Source organism: Microbacterium sp. SY138 (genome assembly GCF_039729145.1).
Taxonomy (GTDB): Bacteria; Actinomycetota; Actinomycetes; order Actinomycetales; family Microbacteriaceae; genus Microbacterium; species Microbacterium maritypicum_A.
Window position 1 is genome coordinate 563,481 of the sequence record NZ_CP155793.1, and the last position, 21,714, is coordinate 585,194.

The 21,714-nt window shown below is 69.0% G+C and carries 19 protein-coding genes; 12 read left to right on the forward strand and 7 right to left on the reverse strand.

What is annotated here, in order from left to right:
- Positions 1-102: 102 nt before the first annotated feature.
- Positions 103-333: a hypothetical protein gene (locus tag ABDC25_RS02615; protein ID WP_031206749.1), complete on the forward strand. Its 231-nt coding sequence runs from the start codon at positions 103-105 to the stop codon at positions 331-333.
- A 50-nt stretch (positions 334-383) separates the two neighbouring features.
- Here the strand turns inward: ABDC25_RS02615 and ABDC25_RS02620 are convergent, their stop codons facing one another.
- Both ABDC25_RS02620 and ABDC25_RS02625 read right to left on the reverse strand, forming a co-directional pair.
- Entirely contained in the window at positions 384-923 is a 540-nt protein-coding gene (locus tag ABDC25_RS02620) for a YaeQ family protein (RefSeq protein WP_029259835.1), read from the reverse strand.
- A gap of 46 nt (positions 924-969) precedes the next feature.
- Complete coding sequence (locus ABDC25_RS02625; protein ID WP_167253742.1) at positions 970-2,061, reverse strand: Rv2578c family radical SAM protein; 1,092 nt, start codon at positions 2,059-2,061, stop codon at positions 970-972.
- Positions 2,062-2,135: 74 nt separating this feature from the next.
- On the opposite strand from ABDC25_RS02625, the gene ABDC25_RS02630 reads away from it, so the two are divergent.
- From ABDC25_RS02630 to ABDC25_RS02645, 4 genes are all read left to right on the forward strand, one after another.
- Complete coding sequence (locus ABDC25_RS02630) at positions 2,136-3,065, forward strand: M15 family metallopeptidase (protein WP_167253744.1); 930 nt, start codon at positions 2,136-2,138, stop codon at positions 3,063-3,065.
- A 152-nt stretch (positions 3,066-3,217) separates the two neighbouring features.
- On the forward strand, positions 3,218-4,381 hold the full coding sequence (locus ABDC25_RS02635) for an acyl-CoA dehydrogenase family protein (RefSeq protein ID WP_029265285.1): 1,164 nt from the start codon (positions 3,218-3,220) through the stop codon (positions 4,379-4,381).
- A gap of 111 nt (positions 4,382-4,492) precedes the next feature.
- Positions 4,493-5,590, forward strand: a complete 1,098-nt coding sequence (locus ABDC25_RS02640; protein WP_167253748.1) for a serine hydrolase domain-containing protein — start codon at positions 4,493-4,495, stop codon at positions 5,588-5,590.
- A gap of 108 nt (positions 5,591-5,698) precedes the next feature.
- A complete protein-coding gene (locus ABDC25_RS02645) occupies positions 5,699-7,063 on the forward strand; it encodes a DUF222 domain-containing protein (protein ID WP_347124705.1) in 1,365 nt (454 codons plus the stop codon).
- A 122-nt stretch (positions 7,064-7,185) separates the two neighbouring features.
- Here ABDC25_RS02645 and ABDC25_RS02650 read toward each other — a convergent pair whose 3' ends face one another.
- The 5 genes from ABDC25_RS02650 to ABDC25_RS02670 form a co-directional block, all read right to left on the reverse strand.
- Positions 7,186-7,788, reverse strand: a complete 603-nt coding sequence (locus ABDC25_RS02650; RefSeq protein ID WP_167254815.1) for an ECF transporter S component — start codon at positions 7,786-7,788, stop codon at positions 7,186-7,188.
- Positions 7,785-8,660: a siderophore-interacting protein gene (locus ABDC25_RS02655; RefSeq protein ID WP_167254817.1), complete on the reverse strand. Its 876-nt coding sequence runs from the start codon at positions 8,658-8,660 to the stop codon at positions 7,785-7,787. The genes ABDC25_RS02650 and ABDC25_RS02655 overlap by 4 nt, the downstream gene beginning before the upstream one ends.
- 10 nt (positions 8,661-8,670) lie before the next feature.
- Positions 8,671-9,489, reverse strand: coding sequence for a CbiQ family ECF transporter T component (locus ABDC25_RS02660; protein WP_167254819.1), 819 nt, complete (start codon positions 9,487-9,489; stop codon positions 8,671-8,673).
- Complete coding sequence (locus tag ABDC25_RS02665; protein WP_167254821.1) at positions 9,486-11,177, reverse strand: ABC transporter ATP-binding protein; 1,692 nt, start codon at positions 11,175-11,177, stop codon at positions 9,486-9,488. Before ABDC25_RS02665 ends, ABDC25_RS02660 begins: the two co-directional genes overlap by 4 nt.
- A 77-nt stretch (positions 11,178-11,254) precedes the next feature.
- Positions 11,255-11,800 carry an ECF transporter S component gene (locus ABDC25_RS02670; protein WP_021198457.1) on the reverse strand — a complete coding sequence of 182 codons (546 nt, stop codon included), beginning with the start codon at positions 11,798-11,800 and terminating at the stop codon, positions 11,255-11,257.
- A gap of 167 nt (positions 11,801-11,967) precedes the next feature.
- Between ABDC25_RS02670 and ABDC25_RS02675 the strand changes: the two genes are divergently transcribed.
- From ABDC25_RS02675 to ABDC25_RS02705, 7 genes are all read left to right on the forward strand, one after another.
- A complete protein-coding gene (locus ABDC25_RS02675) occupies positions 11,968-15,201 on the forward strand; it encodes a S8 family serine peptidase (protein ID WP_347124709.1) in 3,234 nt (1,077 codons plus the stop codon).
- Between the two features lie 184 nt (positions 15,202-15,385).
- Positions 15,386-17,671 (forward strand): carbon starvation CstA family protein, encoded by a 2,286-nt coding sequence (locus tag ABDC25_RS02680; RefSeq protein ID WP_021198459.1) that lies wholly within the window; start codon positions 15,386-15,388, stop codon positions 17,669-17,671.
- A gap of 16 nt (positions 17,672-17,687) precedes the next feature.
- Positions 17,688-17,933 carry a YbdD/YjiX family protein gene (locus ABDC25_RS02685; RefSeq protein ID WP_051667976.1) on the forward strand — a complete coding sequence of 82 codons (246 nt, stop codon included), beginning with the start codon at positions 17,688-17,690 and terminating at the stop codon, positions 17,931-17,933.
- Positions 17,934-17,964: 31 nt separating this feature from the next.
- A complete protein-coding gene (locus ABDC25_RS02690; protein ID WP_347124711.1) occupies positions 17,965-19,146 on the forward strand; it encodes a histidine kinase in 1,182 nt (393 codons plus the stop codon).
- 5 nt (positions 19,147-19,151) lie between these two features.
- Entirely contained in the window at positions 19,152-19,889 is a 738-nt protein-coding gene (locus tag ABDC25_RS02695; RefSeq protein ID WP_347124713.1) for a LytTR family DNA-binding domain-containing protein, read from the forward strand.
- Complete coding sequence (locus ABDC25_RS02700; protein WP_021198463.1) at positions 19,886-20,260, forward strand: hypothetical protein; 375 nt, start codon at positions 19,886-19,888, stop codon at positions 20,258-20,260. The genes ABDC25_RS02695 and ABDC25_RS02700 overlap by 4 nt, the downstream gene beginning before the upstream one ends.
- Positions 20,257-21,714: a cation acetate symporter gene (locus tag ABDC25_RS02705; RefSeq protein ID WP_347124715.1), complete on the forward strand. Its 1,458-nt coding sequence runs from the start codon at positions 20,257-20,259 to the stop codon at positions 21,712-21,714. The genes ABDC25_RS02700 and ABDC25_RS02705 overlap by 4 nt, the downstream gene beginning before the upstream one ends.

The window sequence follows — 21,714 nt, forward strand, 5'->3', positions numbered from 1 at the left end:
GGTGGATGGTGTCGCAGTGTCGGCCCGGGTCGCGCGAAGCTACCCTGAGAGGGTCTCGGAACCTGACCTCGACGGTCGGTGCGGGCGCGAGAGGAGAGCACGATGGGCGTCGTATTCCCGGCGGAGTCATTCTCGATCACGACCGCCGACGGTGACATCATCATGCTTCGTATCTGCGATTTGTGCGGTGCTGCTGTCGTCGAAGCCGAAGGTACCGATCTCGCGTTCCACAAGCGCTGGCACCGGATGACCGGGTCGGGCAACTGGGTCGACCCCGATACCCGCCGTCACCACGGTCCCGCGAGTCCATTCACTCCGAACGGATCGGCCTGACGGGCAGCCACGAGTGCGGTCTCATCGCGCGCGGCGGCGCGGAGCGTCGGTCAGGACAGCTCGTGCACGTGCACGGCGGAGGTCAGGTTCGTGCCGTTGAGGTCGAGATAGATCACGTTCTCGGTCACGGTGAGGGTCATGGTGTTGCGGCGCTCGATCAGGGCTGACGCGGTCTCGATGAATCCGGGGTCGAAGCTGTGGAGGCGGATGTCCTCGCGGCGGTGGATGCGCTTGTCGGTCCACGGCGCCATCACCTTGGCGGGGTCGCGGTGGGTGTACACCACGGTGCGCTCGGCGAGCCTGCTGCCGTAGTGCAGCCGCTCGGCGTCGGGCGCCCCGATCTCGACCCAGACGGTGACGAGGCCGGTGAGGTCGCGCACGAGCACTGCGGGCTCTTCCGTCGAGGAGATGCTGCCGCCGAATGCGATGCCTTCGGCGAACTCGAGCCCGTAGGCCAGCACGCGTGTGAGCATGTACGCATCGGTCTCGGACGGATGCCGGGCCACGCGCAACGAGTAGTCCTCGTAGACTCCGCGATCGGTGTCAGCGAGCTGCACCTCGAATGTGTGGACTGTCGAACCGATCGCCATGATCCTCGAGCCTACGCGGCTGCGGGATGCGCGCCCGACCGCGGGGTCAGAAGAGCATCGGCTGCGCGGGCGCTGCCTCGGCTCGGGCGCTGGGGGTGAACCGCACCGCGGTCGCGGCGGCGGCACTCGTCTGCACATGGCCCTGCCCCGGTCGGAGCCCGCGCCGGGGGTAGTCGTCTTCGTGGCGGCCGTCCAGTCCGTGCATGCGGATGAGCGGACGGGTGCGCTTGGCGAGCCACTGCCGGTATCCCTTGGGCGCCTCGGCGGAAGCCCCGGGATACAGCCCCCGGTACGACGAGACGAGGTCGGGACGATGAGTGTCGAGCCATTGGAAGAACCACGGCTTGACGCCCGGTCGCAGATGCAGGGCGCCGTAGATGACGCTACGCGCCCCCGCCTCCTTGATGCGCACGAGGGCACTGTCGATCGCGGCGAGCGAATCGGTCATGTGCGGCATGATCGGCATGAGGAACACGGTCACGGGGAACCCGGCGTCGGCCAGAGCCCGCACGGTGTCGAGCCGGGCCTGCGTGGTCGGGGCTCCGGGCTCGATCGCCTTCTGCAGGTCGTCGTCGTACATCGCGATCGACATCTGCACGTCGATCGGCACGCGCTCGGCGGCTTTCGCGAGCAGGGGGATGTCACGGCGGATCAGCGTGCCCTTGGTCAGGATCGATATCGGGGTGCCGGATGCCGCGAGCGTCTCGATGATGCCGGGCATGAGCTTGTATCGCCCCTCGGCGCGCTGATACGGATCGGTGTTCGTGCCCAGGGCCACGGTCTCATGCTCCCAGCTGCCTTTGCGCAGCTCTCGTGCGAGCACCTCGACGACGTTCACCTTCACCACGATCTGCGAGTCGAAGTCGGACCCGCCGTCGAGGTCGAGGTACTCGTGCGTGCCGCGGGCGAAGCAGTAGACGCAGGCATGCGAGCATCCGCGGTAGGGGTTGATCGTCCACGCGAACGGCATGCGCGAGGCACCGGGGACGTGGTTGAGAGCAGACTTCGACAGCACCTCGTGGAACGTCATGCCGGCGAAATCGGGGGTGGTCACCGAGCGCAGCACACTCGAGCGGTCTTCGAGGCCGGGCAGCGCCGCCGCGTCCGTCTCTCCGAGCTTTTGTCCCTGCCACCTCATTCGACCATTCGAACAGAAAGACGAAGATATCGCAAGACACTCTGCAACATATCTTCGAATGAGAAGATGGATCAATGCCCTTCCTGCCGCACGCTCAGCATGCGGCTCCGCGGTCCCCGATCCGCGGGCCCGCATTGCCGATCGGCGTCGCCCTCACTGCCATCGGCATCCTGCTCTCGATCGGTTCCGGACCGGTGTCCTCCTCAGGTGCCGATCCGATGCCGGTGCCGGTCGCGGTCATGCAGGTTCCGCCGGTCAGGGTGGCCGCGACGACCGCGGCCGACCCCTGTGCCGAGCCTTCGGTGCAGCAGGCGATCGCGAGCGGCGACGATGCGGCGGCGATCGCGGGCTTCGGCGGCGGTGCCGCCTTCCGCGAGGCGGTCGTCGCGGGGAACGCTCCGTGCGTCTCGCTCACCGATCCTGCGCGCCTCTGGGTCGTGGTGAACAAGTCGCTGCCGCTGAACCCGCCCGAGTACGAGCCGGCGAATCTCGACTCCGTGCCGCTGCAGATGACGACACCCTCGGGGCGCGTGCGCTCCGACGTGGCCGCGGCGGTCGGGCGGATGGCGGATGCCGCCGCAGCCGCGGGCGTGGGACGCCTCGGCGCGAACAACGGCTACCGCTCCTACGGACTGCAGGTGACGACGTACGGATCCCACGTGCGATCACAGGGACAGGCCGAGGCGGATGCGGGCTCGGCGCGCCCCGGCCACAGCGAGCACCAGACGGGTCTCGCACTCGACGTGGTCGCCTGCGGCACGGGGTGCGGGGGCCTCGACGGCTTCGGAGCGACCGCGCAGAGCGACTGGGTCGCCGCTCATGCCTGGGAGTACGGCTTCATCGTGCGTTACGAGCAGGTCGGCACCCCCGTGACGGGGTATGCGCCGGAGCCGTGGCATCTCCGCTACGTCGGAGTCGACCTCGCCGCGGCCTATCACGAGGGCGGATTCCACACGCTCGAGGAGTTCTTCGGCCTTCCTGCCGCGCCGGATTACGCGCACTGAATCGGGGGCGGAAGCCCCGGTTGCGACATCCGACAAGTGCGGTACCCAGTGTCACGATTTATGGGATGCATTCTCACAACGTCCTGTCCCGCGTCCCCTCTGCGACATAGAATCACCGGAGCAACGATGCATGAGACGTTCAGGAGGACGGCATGGAACGCGACATCTACGACGAGGATCACGAGGCTTTCCGGGACCTGGTCAAGGACTTCGTCAAGCGCCACGTGACAGGCGAAGCGATCGAGCGGTGGGATGCCGCCGGTGAGATCGACCGGGGGACCATGCGCGCCGCCGGCGAAGCGGGTCTGATCGGCCTGTCGGTCCCCGAGGAGTTCGGTGGCGCCGGGATGCTGCAGGACTACCGCTTCCGCACGATCGTCATGGAAGAGGTCATCGCCGCTGGTGCCGGTTCGCTGGCGGGGGCCTTCGGCATCCAGGACGACCTGGCCGTGCCCTACCTCGTGCACATGGGAACGCAGGAGCAGAAGGAGAAGTGGCTGCCCCGCATGGCCACGGGTGAGGTGCTCGGCGCACTCGCCATGACCGACCCGGGTGCGGGTTCGGATCTGCGTGGCATCAAGACCAACGCCAAGAAGGTCGACGGCGGCTACATCCTCAACGGTGCGAAGACGTTCATCTCCTCGGGCACGACGGCCGACGTGGTCGTCACGTTCGTCAAGACCGGTGAGGGCAACCGTCCCGACGCGTTCAGTCTGCTGCTCGTGGAGAAGGGCATGGAGGGCTTCGACCAGGGCAAGAAGCTCAGCAAGATGGGTTTCCACGGCTGGGACACGGCCGAGCTCAGCTTCACCGACGTGTTCGTCCCCGACGAGAACCTCATCAGCGGCAAGGAGGGCCAGGGCTTCATCCAGCTGATGCTGAACCTGCCGCTCGAGCGTCTCTCGATCGGCGTCGCCGCGGCCGCAGCCGCACAGGCCGCCCTCGACTGGACCATCGCCTACACGAAGGATCGCGAGGCGTTCGGTGAGCGCATCGCCGACTTCCAGAACACCCGCTTCCGGCTCGCCGACATGTCTGCGACCACCGATGCGATGTGGGCGTACATCGACCGCGCACTGCTCGCCTACAAGGACAACACGCTCACCGCGGAGGATGCGGCGAAGGTCAAGTTCTGGGCGACCGAGCGCGAGTGGGAGGTGCTCGACACAGGCGTGCAGCTGCACGGCGGATACGGCTACATCATGGAGTACCCGATCGCGCGCGCCTTCACCGACGCCCGGGTCCACCGCATCTACGGCGGCACGAACGAGATCATGCGCGATCTCGTCGGCCGTCAGATCGTCGGCAAGCGCTGAGATCGTGCACCTGAAGGGGCCCCGGATGCGACGTCCGGGGCCTCTTCCCGTCTCGGCCGGATCGTCGTCGAGGCGTGGACACGGGTGCTGCCGCCGGGTTGAATCGAGGGCATGACGACCTTGTTCCGGCAGATCATGGAAGACCACGTCGCGCGGGGCACCGCTCCGGGGATCATCGGCGTGCTCGGTGCTCCTGGCGGGGCCATCGAGATCGTCACGGCCGGCGATCTCCCGGCGGATGCGATCGTCCGCATCCAGTCGATGACGAAGCCGATCCTCGCGGTCGCGGCGCTGAGGCTCGTGCAGGAGGGACGCCTCCGGCTCGATGACCCTGTGGAGCGATGGTTGCCTGAACTCGCCGACCGCTGGGTGCTGCGCGCTCCGGACGCCCCGCTCGACGACGTCGTACCCGCGACGACGCCGATCACGCTGCGGCACCTGCTCACGAACACCTCCGGATACGGGGTGCAGGTCGTGCCGTCCCCGCTGGCGGAGGCGATGATCGGGAACCGGACGGCCGCAGGGCAGGAACCTGTCGCGATGGGCGCTCAGGAGTGGCTGGACGCGCTGGCCGTGCTCCCGCTGGCCTTCGAACCCGGCACCGGATGGCGTTACCACCACTCCTTCGGGATCCTCGGGATCCTGCTCTCGCGCGTGGTCGACGGTTCGCTGGAAGATCATCTGCGACGCGACCTCTTCGCCCCGCTCGGCATGGTCGATACCGGATACACGGTGCCCCTCGACCAGGCGTACCGGCTGCCTGCCGCGTATTGTCACGAGCACGGCGCCCTGGTCGAGATCGAGCCCGCCGCCGGGGGCTTCTCCGTCGCGCCCGCTCCGTTCGACCTCAGTCATTCGGAGCTCGTGTCGACCGCGGCCGACTATGCGGCTTTCGCGGGGATGCTCGCCGCAGGGGGACGGCATGACGGCAACGTCATCATCGACCCCGAACTGCTCGCGCTGATGCGCACCGACCAGGTGCCGTCGAGCGCGAAGACCGACGACAGCTTCTTCCCGGGATTCTGGGAGGGCACGGGATGGGGGTTCGGCGTTGCGGTGCAGACCGAGGGAGAGAACGCGGGTCGCTACGGCTGGTCGGGCGGGCAGGGGACGGACTTCTGGGTCGATCCCGACGGCTCCTTCGGGATCGTGCTGAGTCAGGTCGAGATGGGCCCGGAGATCATGGGGCTGTTCGCCGACGTGCAGTGACGCTCTCCGGCACCGCCGGGCGTCGCTCGGTGTTCTCGGGATGCCGGTGCACCGGTATTTATTCGAATATAGCTTCGAATGTCGGTGGTGGTCGCGGTAAAATCGAGTATGTCGAATTTGACCGCGTTGCATGAGGCGATGTCTCGCTTGGATGAGGTGTGGGCGGGTGTGGGGGATTCGGGGGAGTTGTCGCGGGAGCAGTTGATCGTGGTGAGCGCGTCGATCGGGGTGTTGCGGCGTCGGTTGGATGCGGTGCATGTGTCGGTGGCGGCGTGTATTGCTCGGGAGTCGCGTGCGGAGTTGGGTGCGGGGAGTCTGGCGAAGCAGCAGGGTTTCCGTAGTCCGGCGACGTTGATCGCGGTGGCGACGGGGGTGTCGAGGGGTGAGGCGTCGCGTCTTGTCAGGGTGGGTGAGGCGACGGCGCCGCGGAGTGATCTTCTGGGGGCGCGTCTGCCGGCGAGGTATCCGTTGGTGAGTGCGGCGTTGGATGTGGGGGTGCTGGGGGCTCCGGCGGCGGCGGTGATCATCGCGGCGCTGGATCGGTGCCGGGTTGTGGCGGGGGTGGAGCGGATTGCTGAGGGGGAGCGGCTGCTGGTGGAGAAGGCGGCAGGGCTCGCGCTCGATGGTGTGCGCATGCTCGTGGTGCGGGTGGAGGCGTGGCTTGACCCGGATGGGGTGGAGCCGCGTGAGGACGAGCGCCGTGGCAGGCGGGCGTTGTCGCTGTTCGAGCGGGACGGGATGGTGCATCTGAACGCGGTTCTCGATGTGGAGACCGCGGCGCCGGTGGTGACGGCGATCCGGGGGTTCGTGACGGCGGTGTTCGCGGCGCGGAAGGATGCTCCCGATGCGGGCGCTCCTGATGGGGATCGGCGGACGGTTCCGATGATCCAGGCGGATGCTCTTTCGGTGTTCTGCGCGCATGTGCTCGGGTGTGAGCGGCGGGTTCCGGTGGCGGGTGCGAGGGTGATCGTGCGGGTGGGTCTGGATGATCTGGAGGCCGGGACCGGGTCGGCGACCGTGGATGGTGTGGATCAGCCGGTCAGTGTCGGGGCGGCGCGGCGGATGGCGGCCGGGGGTGGCGTGATCCCGTGTGTTCTCGGTGGGGACAGTGAGGTTCTCGATTGGGGGCGGGAGAAACGGTTGTTCACCCGGGCGCAACGGCTGGCGTTGGTGGAGCGTGACGGGGGATGCGCGATGTGCGGATTGCCGCCGGAGATGACGAGGGCGCATCACATCCGCTGGTGGAGACGCGATCGCGGGCCGACCGATCTCTCCAACGGGGTGCTGCTGTGTGAGACGTGTCACCATCGCATCCACGACAACGGGTGGGAGATCCGCATCGACGCTCCCGGGAACGGGAGTGGGAGTGGGAGCCGGGGTAGAGCGCGGGTGTGGTTCATACCGCCCCGATATGTGGACCCACAGCAGGCCCCGAGGCTCGGCGGGCGCGCACGCTTCGACATCGCCGCCTGACGACGACGCCCGCCTGACGACGACGCCGGCCTGATCACGCGGTGCCTGATGACGCGGTGCCTGATGACGTCGATGCGTGACGTCGGCGCCTGTGCTCTCGAGGCTCAGCGATGCCTGCGGACTCAGGCCCTGCGGACTCCGGCCCCGTCGCCACCGGTCGCACCGACTCCGGCTCTGCGCAGACGGTCGGCGACCAGAATGCCGAGGGCCGTGCCGCCCACGCAGCTCGCGATGGTCACGGCAAAGAACGCGATCTGGGCGAAGAGCGACATCGACCCGAGATCGAACCATGCCCACGCGGAGATCGGGTACACGATGCCGACCGTGACCGCACCGAGATAGTGCATCCACGTGCCCCAGTAGCGCCAGAGCACGAAGAGGAACGGCAGCTCCGTGAATGCCGCCCACCAGAGATTGGTCAGCACGGTGCGGAAACCATACCCGGAGAACGGCACCATGACGAGGCCGGCGATCAGGGCAACGAGCAGGCCGACGAGTGGGCGACGCAGCAACCGCAGCGCGATCACCGACGGCAGCAGCCAGAGACCGGCGAGCGCCATGCCCACGAACGGGAGCGGCCCGGTCAGCACGGTCGAGAACCAGTTCATCGGTGCGAGCAGCACCGCTCCGGCGACGCCGAGTGCCGCGCAGGTCAGCAGGATGGCGGTAGGGAAGCGGAACCGTCCGCCGGCGCGGGGCGTCCGGCCCGCGGCATCCGCGCTCATGCCAGGGGCTCCGCGGCAGCTTCGCGGGCGGCCTTCGACGCGGGGGAGGCCGCACCGATCTTCCAGTATCCGCAGAAGCTCACCGCGTTCTTGTCCACCCCGCGCTCGCCGACGAGGTGTTTGCGGGCACCCGATGCGAGCGCCTGCTCACCCGCCGCGTACGCATGGAACGGGGCCTCCGGCAGGGCGGTGCGGCCGAGCGTCTCCAGAGCGAGGGAACCGGGAGCGACATCGTGCGGACGCGCGATCCACACCACCTCGATGCCGGCGGGATGCGCGAACTCCAGCGCATCCTCCTCGCTCGGCGTCTCGACGATCGCTGTGCCGACCGCGTTCGCCGGCAGCGAGGCGCAGATCGAGGAGATCGCGGGCAGGGCGGTCTCATCGCCGACCAACACGACACGATCCGTTCCGCGCTGCGGATTGAAGGTGAGACCCTCGTCGATGATCAGCACGTGCTCGCCCGGCCGGCAGGCCTCGGCCCACCGAGACGCCGGGCCGGCCGTTCCGTCGGCCGCCGAGCCGTGCAGGACGAAGTCCACGTCGATCTCGGCGCCGGCGTCGGCCGTGGCCGCTCGATATGCCCGCACGCTGTAGTTGCGCATCACCGGACGTTCGCCGTCGGGGATGCGCAGGAACTTCAGGTAGCCGAACATCTTGTTGGCTTTCGCCGGCACCCGGTCGAGGCCCGCGTCGCCGCCGATGGGCAGGAACAGCCGGAACCACTGGTCGAACCCCATCGGGCGGAACTTCTCGATCTCGCCGCCGCCGAGGGTCACCCTGATCCAGTGCGCCGACAGGCGTTCCGTACGCAGCACCACCAGGTGGATGAGCTCGGTCGACTCGGGCTTGACCATCTTGCTGAATGCCATCGGGTGCCTTTCAGGGAAGCTGCCAGGGGAAGAAGGCGACGAAGATGGCCGCGGATGCCAGCAGGGTCGCGATGGTGAAGACGGTGTCGCGTGTGCGGAACGGGACGAGGTGCCGCTCGGTGCGGGTGGGATGCGCACCGAAGGCGCGCGAGTCCATCGCCAGCGCCACCCGCTCGGCGTGACGGATCGCGCCGGCGAGAAGCGGCACGATGTAGCCCCACCCGCGGGCGATGCGGGCGAACGGTCCGCGTCCGCCGTGGTAACCGCGCACCCGGTGGGCCGCCCGGATCACGGCGAGCTCATGCCCGAACCGCGGCACGAACCGGAACGCTGCCAGTGCCGTGTAGCCGATCCGGTACGGCACCCGCAGCTGCTGCACACTGGCGCGCACGAGGTCGGGCCCACTGGTCGTGAGCCCGCCGACGAGCGCGAGAGCGACGATCGATCCGAGCCGCAGCGCCGTCGCGAAGCCGATCAGGAGCGCTCCGCTGTAGAGGGTCCAGTCGCCGATCCGCAAGACGGGGGAACTGCCCGCGACGAGTCCGGTGTCGACCCATACGGAGAACCCGATGCCCACCAGGAGCATGCCGGCCGGGAGACCGAGCAGCAGGAGAGCGAGGAGCCGAACCGTGAGACGCGCCCCGACCAGGATCAGCGCGTAGGCGAGAATCAGGAAAGCGGCGGGCGTCGTCAGGTCGCGCACGAACACGAGCAGGACCATCGCCGGCGCGAACCCGGCGACCTTCGCGAGCGGATTCAACGCATACAGGAACTGCCGCCGCGACGTCGCCGTGATACGTGCGTACGGATCGAAGGTCGTCGTGGTCACGCGGTCGCCCCGAGCCCGGCCGAGGCCAGCACGCGCTGCAGCGGGGGCAGGCGCAGCCCCGCGTCGGCGAACAGCCGCTCGTCCTGCAGCAGGGTGGCGGTGGGGCCGACCGCCTGCACCCGGCCGGCCGCCAGGACCACGACGTGGCTGGTGTGCTCGGCCACGAGCTGGAGGTCGTGCGTGACGATCACGATGGTCGTGCCTTCAGCGCGCAGGCTCTGCAGCAGGTCGAGCAGCTCGGCGGCTCTGGCGCGATCCTGGCCGAACGTGGGCTCGTCGAGCGCCAGCACCCGCGGGCGGGTGATCAGGGCGGTCCCCACCGACAGTCTTCGCTTCTCGCCGCCGGAGAGCAGGAACGGATGCACGCCCGCCTTGTGCTCGAGGCCGAAGCGGGCCAGCATCTCGCCGACCCTGGTCGAGATCTCGTCATCCGATACGTGCCGCAGCCGCAGTCCGTGGGCCAGCTCGTCGAACACCGTGGGGGCGATGAACTGGTGCTCGGGATTCTGGAAGACGAACCCGATGCGCGCGGCGAGGTCGCGCGGCGATGCGGTGCCCGGATCGATCCCGTCGACCCGCACCTGGCCACGAGGCGGTGGCACGACCCCTGCGAGCGCCTGGATCAGCGTCGTCTTGCCCGCGCCGTTCGCACCGACGATCGCCGTGAGGCTGCCCGGTTCGAGATCGAGATCGATCCCGTGCAGGATCTCGGTGCGGCGTCGGCGCACGGTCAGCCCGCGAGCGCGGATGATCGGCTCGACACGTGCCGTCGCCTCGCCGGAGGGTGGAGAGATCTCGTCGGCTGCGCGCCGAGGGGTGGAGGGCGAGACGTTCTCACGATCGAGCGCTGCGGCGAGCTCCTGCGGCGACAGCGGCAGGGGGGCGAGCGAGAATCCCCGTTCCCGAAGGCGGAGTGCCGCCAGGGTGGCAGCGGGAAGCCACACTCCCATCCGGACCAGCTCATCCGCGTGGTCGCGGATGACCTCGGCGGCCGGGCCGTCGAAGGCGACCCGGCCGTCGCCGTCGAGCACGATCGCGCGCGTGACGAAAGCCATCGCCGCGTCGAGGTTGTGCTCCACGAGCAGGATCGCGCGGTCGCCGGTCGCGACGACCTCCGAGAGGGCGGCGTACACGTCGTCGATGCCCTGGGGATCGAGGTTCGCCGTCGGCTCGTCGAGCACGATGAGCGGAGAGCCCATCGCCAGGGCTCCGGCGATCGCGAGTCGCTGCCTTCCGCCGCCGGAGAGGTGGTCGGGGTTCTCGTCGCGCCGTTCCCAGAGTCCGACCCGACGCAGTGCCTCCTCGACGCGACTTTCGACCACGTCGAGCGGAAGCCGCAGGTTCTCGGGGCCGAACGCGACCTCGTCGTAGACGCTGCCGGTGACGATCTGCGCATCGGGATCCTGGAAGACCATCGCGACGTGTGTGCTCAGCGTGGCCGTCTGCGCGCTGGCGGTGTCGATGCCCCCGGCTTCGACGGTGCCGACCAGCGTCGCGGGGAGGGCGTGGGGGATCAGTCCGTTGAGCGCGAGGGTGAGCGTCGACTTGCCGGAACCGGAGGGACCGAGCAGGAGCACGACCTCTCCGGCATCGATGTCGAACGTCACGTCGCGCGGCGAGGGGTGCGCCGCATCGGCGTGGGTGAGGGAGAGGTCACGCACGCGGAGCAGGGGCGCGGATGGGCGCACGGCGAAGTCCCGGGTCGGCGGATCGTACGCTTCTAACTTAGCTGAGCCTTACCTGATTCTCCATGCGGGACGAGCGCCTATCGGCGGGCGACGCCCGCGCGACTGAGCGCGGAACCGATCGCGAGGCCGACCGCAGTCCACGCGATCGGTCCGAGCACCGAGATCGCGAGGTAGAGGATCTGCGCCCACAGCGGCATGACCGCGAGGTGGGCGGCGAAGAACACCACGACGGCCACGAACATCCCGATGATCGCCGCCGAGATGAAGAACCGCCACGGCCCCCAGGATCGATAGCGGGTGAGGGCGGCCACCCCCTCCTGGATCAGGCCGAACAGCAGTGCCGTGCCGATGAAGCGCAGCGCCCACGCCGGGTTGAAGGCGCTCGCGATCAGGGCGGCGAACACATGAGTGATCAGCGCGACGAGCGGAAGGCGCAGCACCTCCTGCGCGATGATGCCCGGCAGCACGTGCGAGCCGAGCACCAGGCCGTAGAGGAACAGCAGGGGGCTCGCCAGCAGCACCGGCGTCACCCATCCGGCGATGCCCGCGAGGATGCCCGTCGCGACTCCGATCGCCGCGCAGACGAGCAGTACTCGGGTCGACAGGACGGAGGTACGGGCCACCTCTCCAGCTTACTGTCGACCTATCGGGAGGGCGGCCGTGGATAACCCTGGTCGATCGGCGAATGCCGACTGGTCGATCGACCAGATCTCGCGTCGATCGCTGAGGGCGGGACTATGTTGGCCGCGGTGCAGCAACGCGGTTGCACCGTGATCATCGGGAGCACCACATGGGTCGAACACCCCTCCGGATGGCAGCGGCCGCCACCCTGGCCACGCTGTTCATCGCATCGACAGCAACCACCGGCTACGCCGCGACGGAGGAGGTGACGCACCCCGTCCCCGTCGCAGGAACCCCCGGACATTACATCGTCGTGATGAAGTCGGATCCGCTCGCCACCTATGAGGGCGACGTGAAGGGGCTGAAGGCCACCAAGCCCGCTGAAGGCGAGCAGCTCGAGACGCAGTCGCAGGATTCGCAGCGCTACGTCGAGCACCTCCAGACCGAGCAGACCGACCTCGTCAGCGACATCGGCGTGACCCCCGACACGACGTATCAGGTGGTGCTGAACGGGTTCAGCGCCGACCTCAGCGGCGAACAGGTCGATGCGCTCCGTGCCTCGAAGGACGTGCTCGGTGTCTACCCCGACGAGATCCGCCACCCCGATGCGCAGACCTCGACCGACTACCTCGGTCTCGGCGACGACCGCAAGGGCCGCGGCGGCGTGTGGCAGCAGACCGGAGGAGTCGAGAAGGCCGGAGAAGGCGTCGTCGTCGGTGTGATCGACACCGGCATCGCCCCCGAGCACCCCTCCTTCGAGGGCAAGAAGATCAAGAAGCAGAAGCAGCAGAACACTCGCAACAAGGGTGGTCAGCCCTACACCGACGGCACCTACGTCTACTTCGACAAGTCCGACGGTGGCCAGTTCCAGGCCGCGATGGTCGAGGGCCAGGACTGGGACAAGAGCGACTACTCCTCGAAGCTCATCGGCGGGCAGTACTTCTACGCCGGAGCCGAGGCCGCCGGGTTCGACTTCCAGTACGACTACCTCTCGCCGCGTGACGGCGACGGCCACGGCTCGCACACCGCGAGCACTGCCGCGGGCAACTTCAAGGTCAAGGCCAGCATCGAGAACGTCGATTTCGGGACGGTCTCGGGAGTCGCACCGGCCGCGAAGATCTCGGCCTACAAGGCCTGCTACGTCGGCCCCGACACGTCGACCAAGGACGATGACATCTGCGCGCAGAGCGACCTCATCGCCGCGATCGATCAGGCTGTCGCCGACGGCGTCGACGTGATCAACTACTCCATCGGCGGCGGCGCCGCCAGCACTGTGATGGCCCCGGAGGACCTCGCATTCTTCAACGCCGCAGCTGCCGGCGTCTTCGTCGCGACCAGCGCCGGCAACGACGGCCCCGCCCCGGTCACGGCCGACCACGCATCGCCCTGGTACACGACCGTCGCCGCCTCGACCATCCCGACCTGGGAGGGCACCGTGCAGTTCGACGGGTTCGCGCAGGCCGGAGCCTCGGTGAGCGTGCCGTTCGGTCAGAGGGTCACCGGCCCGTCCATCGCCGCCGTCGATGCCTCCGCAGCAGGAGCGAAGGATCCGCAGCTCTGCCTGCCCGGCACCCTCGATCCGGCCAAGGTCGCCGGACACATCGTGGTCTGCGACCGTGGCGGCAACGCCCGCGCCGAGAAGTCGCAGGTCGTGAAGGATGCCGGGGGCATGGGCATGGTCCTCGTGAACGTGCCCGGTGGCGCCGACTCGCTCGACAACGACTTCCACTCGGTGCCGACCGTGCACCTGAACGCGGTGCACCGCGCCGCGGTGCTCGCGTACGTGCAGGGCGGCGTGGATCGTCCGATCACGCTCGTCGGGGAGAACACCACGGGCGTCACCACCCCGACGCCGCAGATCGCAGGCTTCTCGAGCCGTGGACCGATGCTGGCAGACGGCAGCGACGTGATGAAGCCGGACATCGCGGCTCCCGGCGTCGCGATCCTCGCGGCGACCGAGAACGCTCCGGGCGAGAAGCCGACCTTCGGCATCCTCTCCGGCACGTCCATGGCCTCGCCGCACGTCGCGGGTCTCGCGGCCCTGTACCTCGGTGAGCGCCCGAAGGCGACGCCCGCCGAGATCAAGTCGGCGATGATGACCACCGCCTACGACACGGTGCTGCCCGACGGATCGAAGAACACGAACCCGTTCGAGCAGGGTGCGGGTCAGGTCGATCCGAAGCGGTACCTGAACCCGGGTCTGCTCTACCTCAACGGTGTGAAGGACTGGGCGGCGTTCCTCGACGGGAAGGGGTTGTCGGACTTCCCCGGCATCGATCCCATCGACGGCAGCGATCTGAACCAGGCGTCGATCTCGATCGGCTCGCTGACCAGCGCGCAGACCGTCACCCGCACGGTCACCTCGACCGAGAAGGGCACGTTCACCGCCAAGGCCTCCGTGCCGGGAGTGAACATCAAGGTCACGCCGCAGCAGCTGAAGTTCGATCGCCCCGGTCAGACGAAGACCTTCACGGTCACGTTCGACAACGCGAGCGCTCCGGTGGAGCAGTGGGCCACGGGTTCGCTGACCTGGACGAGTGCAAAGAACTCGGTGCGCTCTCCGATCGCGCTGTTCCCGGTCACGGCCGATGCTCCGGCCGAGGTCACGGGCAGTGGTGTCGACGGCAGTACGTCGGTGGACATCACCCCCGGTCTCACCGGAGATCTGGCGCTCGGACTCTCGGGTCTGACTCCGTTCGAGCTGCTCGCCGATGCGGACAACCCGGTCGAGGGTCACTCGGGTGACGAGAAGTCGGGTGATGCGAACAAGGACGTGTCGTGGATCGTGAACGTGCCGGAGGGTACGACGCTCTCGCGGTTCGACCTCGACTCGTCCGATGACAAGGGCAGCGATCTCGACCTCACCGTGTACCGCGTGGTGGGCCCGGACGACCTGCAGTACTACCAGCGCTGGCGCTCGGCGACCGGCTCGGCGGATGAGCAGGTCACGATCCCGTCGCCGACGGCGGGTACGTACCTCGTGGTGGCCAACATCTACTCGACGACGGGCCCGATGACGTGGGACATGACCTACGCCAACGTGCTGCCCGACGGCGAGGGAGACCTGACCGCCACGCCGAACCCGCTCGCCGCGGTCCGCGGCACGCAGACGTCGTACGACCTCAGCTGGACCGGCCTGGCCGCCGGCACCCGCTACCTCGGGGTCGTGCAGTACGGCGAGTCGGATGTCCGCACCGTGCTGACGGTCGACGTGCCGCAGGCGAAGGCTCCGGAGACCCCGGCGCCCGAGACTCCGGCGCCCGAGACTCCGGCGCCCGAGACTCCGGCGCCCGAGACTCCCGCGCCGGAGACTCCGGCTCCGGAGACGACCGCGCCGGCGACTCCCGCACCGCAGACGTCGGCGCCGGCGACTCCCGCACCGCGAGGGGAGAAGCGGGAGTAATACGGAAGCACGACAGCACGGCACCCCGTGGTCGAACGACCACGGGGTGCCGTGCTGCGCGGGCGCATCCGTTCACCGCGTGAACGGCGCCGCTCGTCGCAGCACCTGCTCCCTCGGTCCTCTCCGACGGCGTCGTCTTCCTAACGTGGGGGAACGCAACGTCGCGTACCCCGAGGAGACCCCCATGACCGCACCTTCGTCGCGCCGCCGCGACGGCGCCGGACTCGTCGACGACGAGCCCGTGATCGTCACCGATCCGAAACTCCCCTCCGTCGCCCTCACCGAAGAGCATCACGAGAAGGCGAACCGCTGGACCCTGCCGAAGATCATCCTGTGGGCCGCGATCGCCCTGCTGGGTGCCGTCGCCTGGACCATGCTCGCGATCGTGCGCGGCGAGACCGTCAACGCGATCTGGTTCGTGTTCGCGGCGGTCTGCACGTACCTGATCGGCTACCGGTTCTACTCCAAGGTGATCGAGAAGTACATCACCCGGCCCGATGACCGCAGGGCGACTCCCGCCGAGGTCAAGCAGGACGGCAAGGACTACGTCCCCACCGACCGCCGTGTGCTCTACGGTCACCACTTCGCCGCGATCGCCGGCGCCGGCCCGCTCGTCGGACCCGTGCTCGCCGCGCAGATGGGGTACCTGCCCGGCACGATCTGGATCATCGTCGGCGTCGTGCTCGCCGGCGCCGTGCAGGACTACACGGTGCTCTTCTTCTCGATGCGCCGCGGCGGCCGCACGATCGGTCAGATGGCCCGCCAGGAGCTCGGCAAGATCGGCGGCACCGCGGCGATCATCGCCTCGCTGCTGATCATGCTGATCATCGTCGCCATCCTCGCCCTCGTCGTCGTCAACGCGCTCGGCGAGAGCCCCTGGGGCGTCTTCTCGGTCGCCATGACCATCCCGATCGCCCTCTTCATGGGCGTGTACCTGCGTTATCTCCGCCCCGGCAAGGTCACCGAGGTCTCGATCATCGGCTTCGCCCTGCTGATGGCGGCGATCATCGGCGGCGGATGGGTCGCCGGCACCGAGTGGGGTCAGGCGATCTTCCACCTCGACCGCACCACCATCGCCTGGGGCATCATCGTCTACGGCTTCATCGCCGCCGTGCTCCCGGTCTGGCTGCTGCTCGCCCCGCGCGACTATCTGTCGACCTTCATGAAGATCGGCGTGATCGTCATGCTCGCCGGAGCCATCGTGCTGGTGCGCCCCGAGATCACGGTCCCCGCGGTCAGCATCTTCGGCGAGAACGGCATGGGTCCGGTGTTCGCCGGTCCGCTCTTCCCCTTCCTGTTCGTGACGATCGCGTGCGGGGCGCTCTCCGGGTTCCATGCGCTGATCGCCTCCGGAACGACCCCGAAGCTCATCGAGAAGGAGCGCCAGACGCGCTTCATCGGCTACGGCGGCATGCTCATGGAGTCGTTCGTCGCGATCATGGCCCTCGTCGCCGCGATCTCGATCGACCAGGGCATCTACTTCGCGATGAACGCACCGACGGCGGCGACAGGCGGCACGGTCGAAGGGGCCGTCGCCTTCGTGAACTCGCTGGGGCTGACGGGGGTGAATCTCACGCCCGAGATGCTCACCGGCACGGCGGCCGCGGTCGGCGAGGAGTCGATCGTGTCCCGCACCGGTGGCGCCCCGACGCTCGCCCTCGGACTCGCGCACATCATGCAGCAGGCCCTCGGCGGTCAGGCGCTCATGGCGTTCTGGTACCACTTCGCGATCATGTTCGAGGCGCTGTTCATCCTCACCGCAGTGGATGCCGGTACACGCGTCGCCCGCTTCATGCTGCAGGACTCGATCGGCGCCTGGTTCCCCAAGTTCCGCGACGTCTCGTGGCGCCCCGGCGTCTGGATCTGCACGGCGATCATGGTGGCCGGATGGGGCGCGATCCTCATCCTCGGTGTCACCGACCCGCTCGGCGGCATCAACACCTTCTTCCCGCTGTTCGGCATCGCCAACCAGCTGCTCGCCGCGATCGCGCTCGCCGTGGTGCTGGCCATCGTCGCCAAGCGCGGCCGCAGCTACTTCAAGTGGTTGTGGATCATCGCCCTGCCGCTGGCGTTCACCGCGGTCGTGACCATCACGGCGTCGCTCTACAAGATCGCCTCTCCGGTGCCGGCCATCGGCTACTGGGCGAACCACTTCCGCTACGTCGCGGCCCGCGACAGCGGAGACACCTCACTCGGCGAGCCGCAGGTGCTCGACGCGGTCATCCGCAACACCGCCGTGCAGGGCACGCTGTCGATCATCTTCGTGACCCTGGCGATCATCGTGATGGTGACCGCTGTGATCGTCACGATCAGGGCCATCCGCAACGGCGGCGGCGAGAACACCGAGGAGCCGCCCGTGGCCTCGCGCCGCTTCGCCCCGGCCGGATTCCTGCCGAGCGCCGAAGAACGTGAGCTCGAGAAGCAGTGGGAGCCGATCCTCGCCGACGAGCGCAAGGCGTCGACCCACTGATGTCGATCCCCCTGAGATGGCCGACACCATGAGGCGGACGGATGCCGCGACCTCCCTCCTGCGGACGCTGCTCAGTGCCGTGGCGCGGGCTGGTCGCGGCATCCGGTGGTACATGACGACCCTGATGGGCGACACCGCCTATGCGACCTACGTCGCCCATCAGCGTCGGCAGCATCCGGAGGAGGAGCCGCTGACCGAACGGCAGTTCTGGCGGCAGCGGATGGACGACCAGGATCGCAACCCCGGTGCCCGCTGCTGCTGAGCGCAGCCACGCCGGTGCCTAGGCTGGGACCATGACCGACGTCGTTCTCGCAGCGATCCTCGGCGTGCTCGGCGGCATCGTCCTCTCGGTGCTCCTCCTGCTCGCACGCCGACTCGCGCGCGGGGCCGCCGACCTCGGAAGCGACGCCGAACAGGCCGCCCTCACCGCACTGCATCAGGCGAGCCTGGCGGCGCCGCATCTGCGCGCCGGGCTCTCGGATCCCGATGTGGTCAAAGCCGCGCGTCACCTGCGAGTGCTGCTCGGCAGCGCGGCGGTCGCGATCGTGAGCGCGGAAGGCACGGTGTCGTTCGACGGTCCGTCCGATGGACTCGAATCCGCGGCCCGCCGCATCGCCGCCCAGGTCGGGGCCTCGGGGCGGAGGCAGGTGTTCCCGGCGCAGGGCAGGGAGGACGACCTGGAGGCGGTCGGTGCTCCGATCCTCGTCGACGGCCGGGTGGCCGGAGTCGTCGTGGCGTTCGCGGCACCGGTCAGGGCCGCGCTCGTGCGGGCGGCGGAAGAGATCGCCGACTGGTGTGCGGCCCAGGTCGAGCTCGGCGGACTCGATGCGCACCGGACGCAGCTGGCCGAGGCGGAGCTGCGCTCGCTGCGGGCGCAGATCTCTCCGCACTTCATCTACAACGCCCTCACGGCGATCGCCTCGTTCATCCTCACCGACCCCGCGCGGGCCAGGGAGCTGGTGCTCGAGTTCGCCGACTTCACGCGCTACTCGTTCCGCCGTCAGGGCGAGTTCACGACGATCGCGGAGGAACTCGGCAGCATCCACTCCTACCTCGAGCTCGAACGTGCACGCTTCGGCGATCGTCTGCGCGTCACGCTGCAGATCGCGCCGGAGACCCTGGCGACCGTCATCCCGTTCCTCTCGGTGCAGCCCCTGGTGGAGAACGCCGTCCGTCACGGTCTCGAACCGGGCGAAGGAGGAGGGGAGATCCGCATCGCCTCGCGCGACGACGGCACCCACACCGAGATCACGGTCGAGGACGATGGCGTCGGCATGGATCCGGAAGCCTTGCGGACCACGCTGACGGCCGGTGACGACGGTGTGCACGTGGGGCTCCGCAACGTGGACACCCGGCTGCGCCAGCTGTATGGTGCCGACGGTGGACTGGTCGTCGAGACGAACACCGGCGCCGGTACCCTGGTGCGCATGCGGGTCCCGAAATCGCAGCCGCAGCACGACCCGGACAACGACTGACGATCATGACGAACAGCGCGCCCTCGATCGACGTCCTCGTCGCGGATGACGAGAGACCCGCCCTCGACGAGCTCGTCCATCTGCTGCGTACCGACACCCGGGTCGGTGAGATCCTCACGGCGACGTCGGGGGCGGAGGCGCTGCGGCTGCTGTCGGAACGGGCGGTGCGGATCGCCTTCCTCGACATCCACATGCCGGGCCTGACCGGGATGGAGCTCGCGCGGGCGCTGCTGACCCTCGCCGAACCTCCGGCGGTCGTGTTTGTCACCGCCGACGAGGCGAAGGCGGTGGAGGCGTTCGAGCTGCGTGCCGCCGACTATCTGCTCAAGCCCGTGCGCCTCGAGCGTCTGCGGCGGGCGGTCGACCGGGTGGTCGAGCTCGGAGACGCCGCGGCATCGGGCGACGACGAGATGCTGCCGGTCACGGTCGGCTCGGTCGTGCGGTTCGTGAAACGCAGCGACGTGCGCTGGGTGCGGGCGCAGGGGGACTACTCCCGACTGCACACCGGAGATGGGACGGGTCATCTGGTGCGCATCCCGATCTCGGAGCTGGAGGCGCGATGGGCGGATGCCGGGTTCCTCCGCATCCACCGCTCTTCGCTCGTGCGCATCGCCGCCGTGACCGAGGCGCGGCTGTCGGGGCCGGAGCCCACCGTGTCGATCGGTGCGACCTCTCTCCCGGTCAGCCGGCGACTGGTACCCGCGGTGCGCGACGCGCTGCTGCGCGGAGAGGGGGCAGGATGACCGAGAAGCCGAAGCGGGTTCGTGTGACGGCCGATCTGCCCGATCGGAGGCCGACCACCTTCACCCGCGGCATCGCGCTCCCCGGCTCGCCCGTCGACGAGGCGGATGCCGTGTATGCGCGCGCCCTGATGCGCAGTCAGCTCCGGCTCGCGCTCGGGACCGTCGCGGGGTTCGTCGTCGTGGTGATCGCGCTGACCCTGACGATCGCTCTCGTCCCCGAGGTCGGACAGGTCGTGGTCTGGGGCCTGCCGCTGTCGTGGCTGCTGCAGGCCTACGCGTTCTATCCGATCATCCTCGTGTTCGCGGTGCTCTACGTGCGCACGGCCGCCCGCAACGAGCGCCGATACCGCGCGCTCCGGGATCGCGAATGAACGCGGTGCTCGACCTCATCGGCGTCGCGCTCGTCATCGTCGCGACCCTGCTGATCGGCATCTACGGCCTGCGCATCTCGCGCACGACGGGGGACTTCTTCGTGGCGTCGCGCACCGTGCGGCCGGTGTGGAACGCGTCGGCGATCAGCGGCGAGTACCTCTCAGCCGGCACTTTCCTCGGACTGTCGGGTCTCGTGCTGCTCGACGGCGCCCGGGGCTTCTGGTTCCCGATCGGCTATGCGGCCGGCTACCTGCTGGTGCTCGCGTTCGTGGCGGCGCCGCTCCGACGCAGCGGCGCCTACACGATCCCGGACTTCATCGAGGCGCGGCTGGAGTCGACGTCGGCCCGGCGCGTGACCAGCATCGCGGTGCTGGTGATCGGCTGGCTCTACATCGTGCCGCAGCTGCACGGAGCGGGGCTGACGCTCCTCGTCGTGGCCGGCCTTCCGGAATGGGTGGGGGCCGTGACCGTCGCGGTGCTCGTGGCGGCGGCGGTCGCCGCGGGCGGCATGCGAGCCATCACCTATGTGCAGGCGTTCCAGTACTGGCTCAAGCTCACGGCGCTCCTGGTGCCGGTGGTGTTCATCGCGTTCGCCCTCAGCGACGGTCCGCACGACGTCGATCCCGCGCTGGTGTTCCCCGTCGAGGCCGGGCCCTCGGGCTTCGACGCGTATGAGACGGCATCCCTGTTGCTCGCACTGCTGTTGGGGACGATGGGGCTCCCGCACGTGCTGGTGCGGTTCTACACGAGTCCGACCGGGGTGTCGGCGCGGCGGACCACCGTCATCGTGATCGGCATGGTGAGCGCGTTCTATGCGGTGTCGAGCACGATGGGGCTGCTGGCGCGCATCGCCGCTCCCGACCTCGCGGTTCCCGGTGTCGCCGACACGGTGGTGCTGCTGTTGCCGTCGCGCGTGTTCCCCGGAGCGTTCGGCGAACTGCTGACCGCGCTGATCGTCGCGGGGGCGTTCGCGGCGTTCCTGGCGACATCGGCCGGTCTCGTCGTGTCGCTCGCGGGCGTGATCAGCCAGGACGTGTTCTCCGGCTCGGTGCGGTCGTTCCGCCTGTCGGCCGTGCTCTGTGCGCTGGTGCCGCTCGTGGTGGCGCTGCTCACGGCACCGGCCGGCCTCGGGTCGAGCGTCGGCGTGGTGTTCGTGGTGGCGGCGTCGACGCTGTCGCCGGTCGTGCTGTTGGGAGTCTGGTGGCGAGGACTCACCGCCCGTGGCGCGGTCGCCGGGATGCTGTCGGGCGGGATCGCCGCCGGACTCGCGCTGCTGGTGCACGCGGCGGTCGGGGGAGTCGGAGTGGCCGCGCCCTACCTCGCGCAGCCCGCCGCCTGGACGATCCCGCTCGCCACGGCCGTGACGGTCGTGGTGTCGCTCCTCGATCCGCGGGGGCCGTCGCCGCGCACGGAGCGCTTCCTCGCTCGTGTGCACACGCCCGAGCGCGGCTGA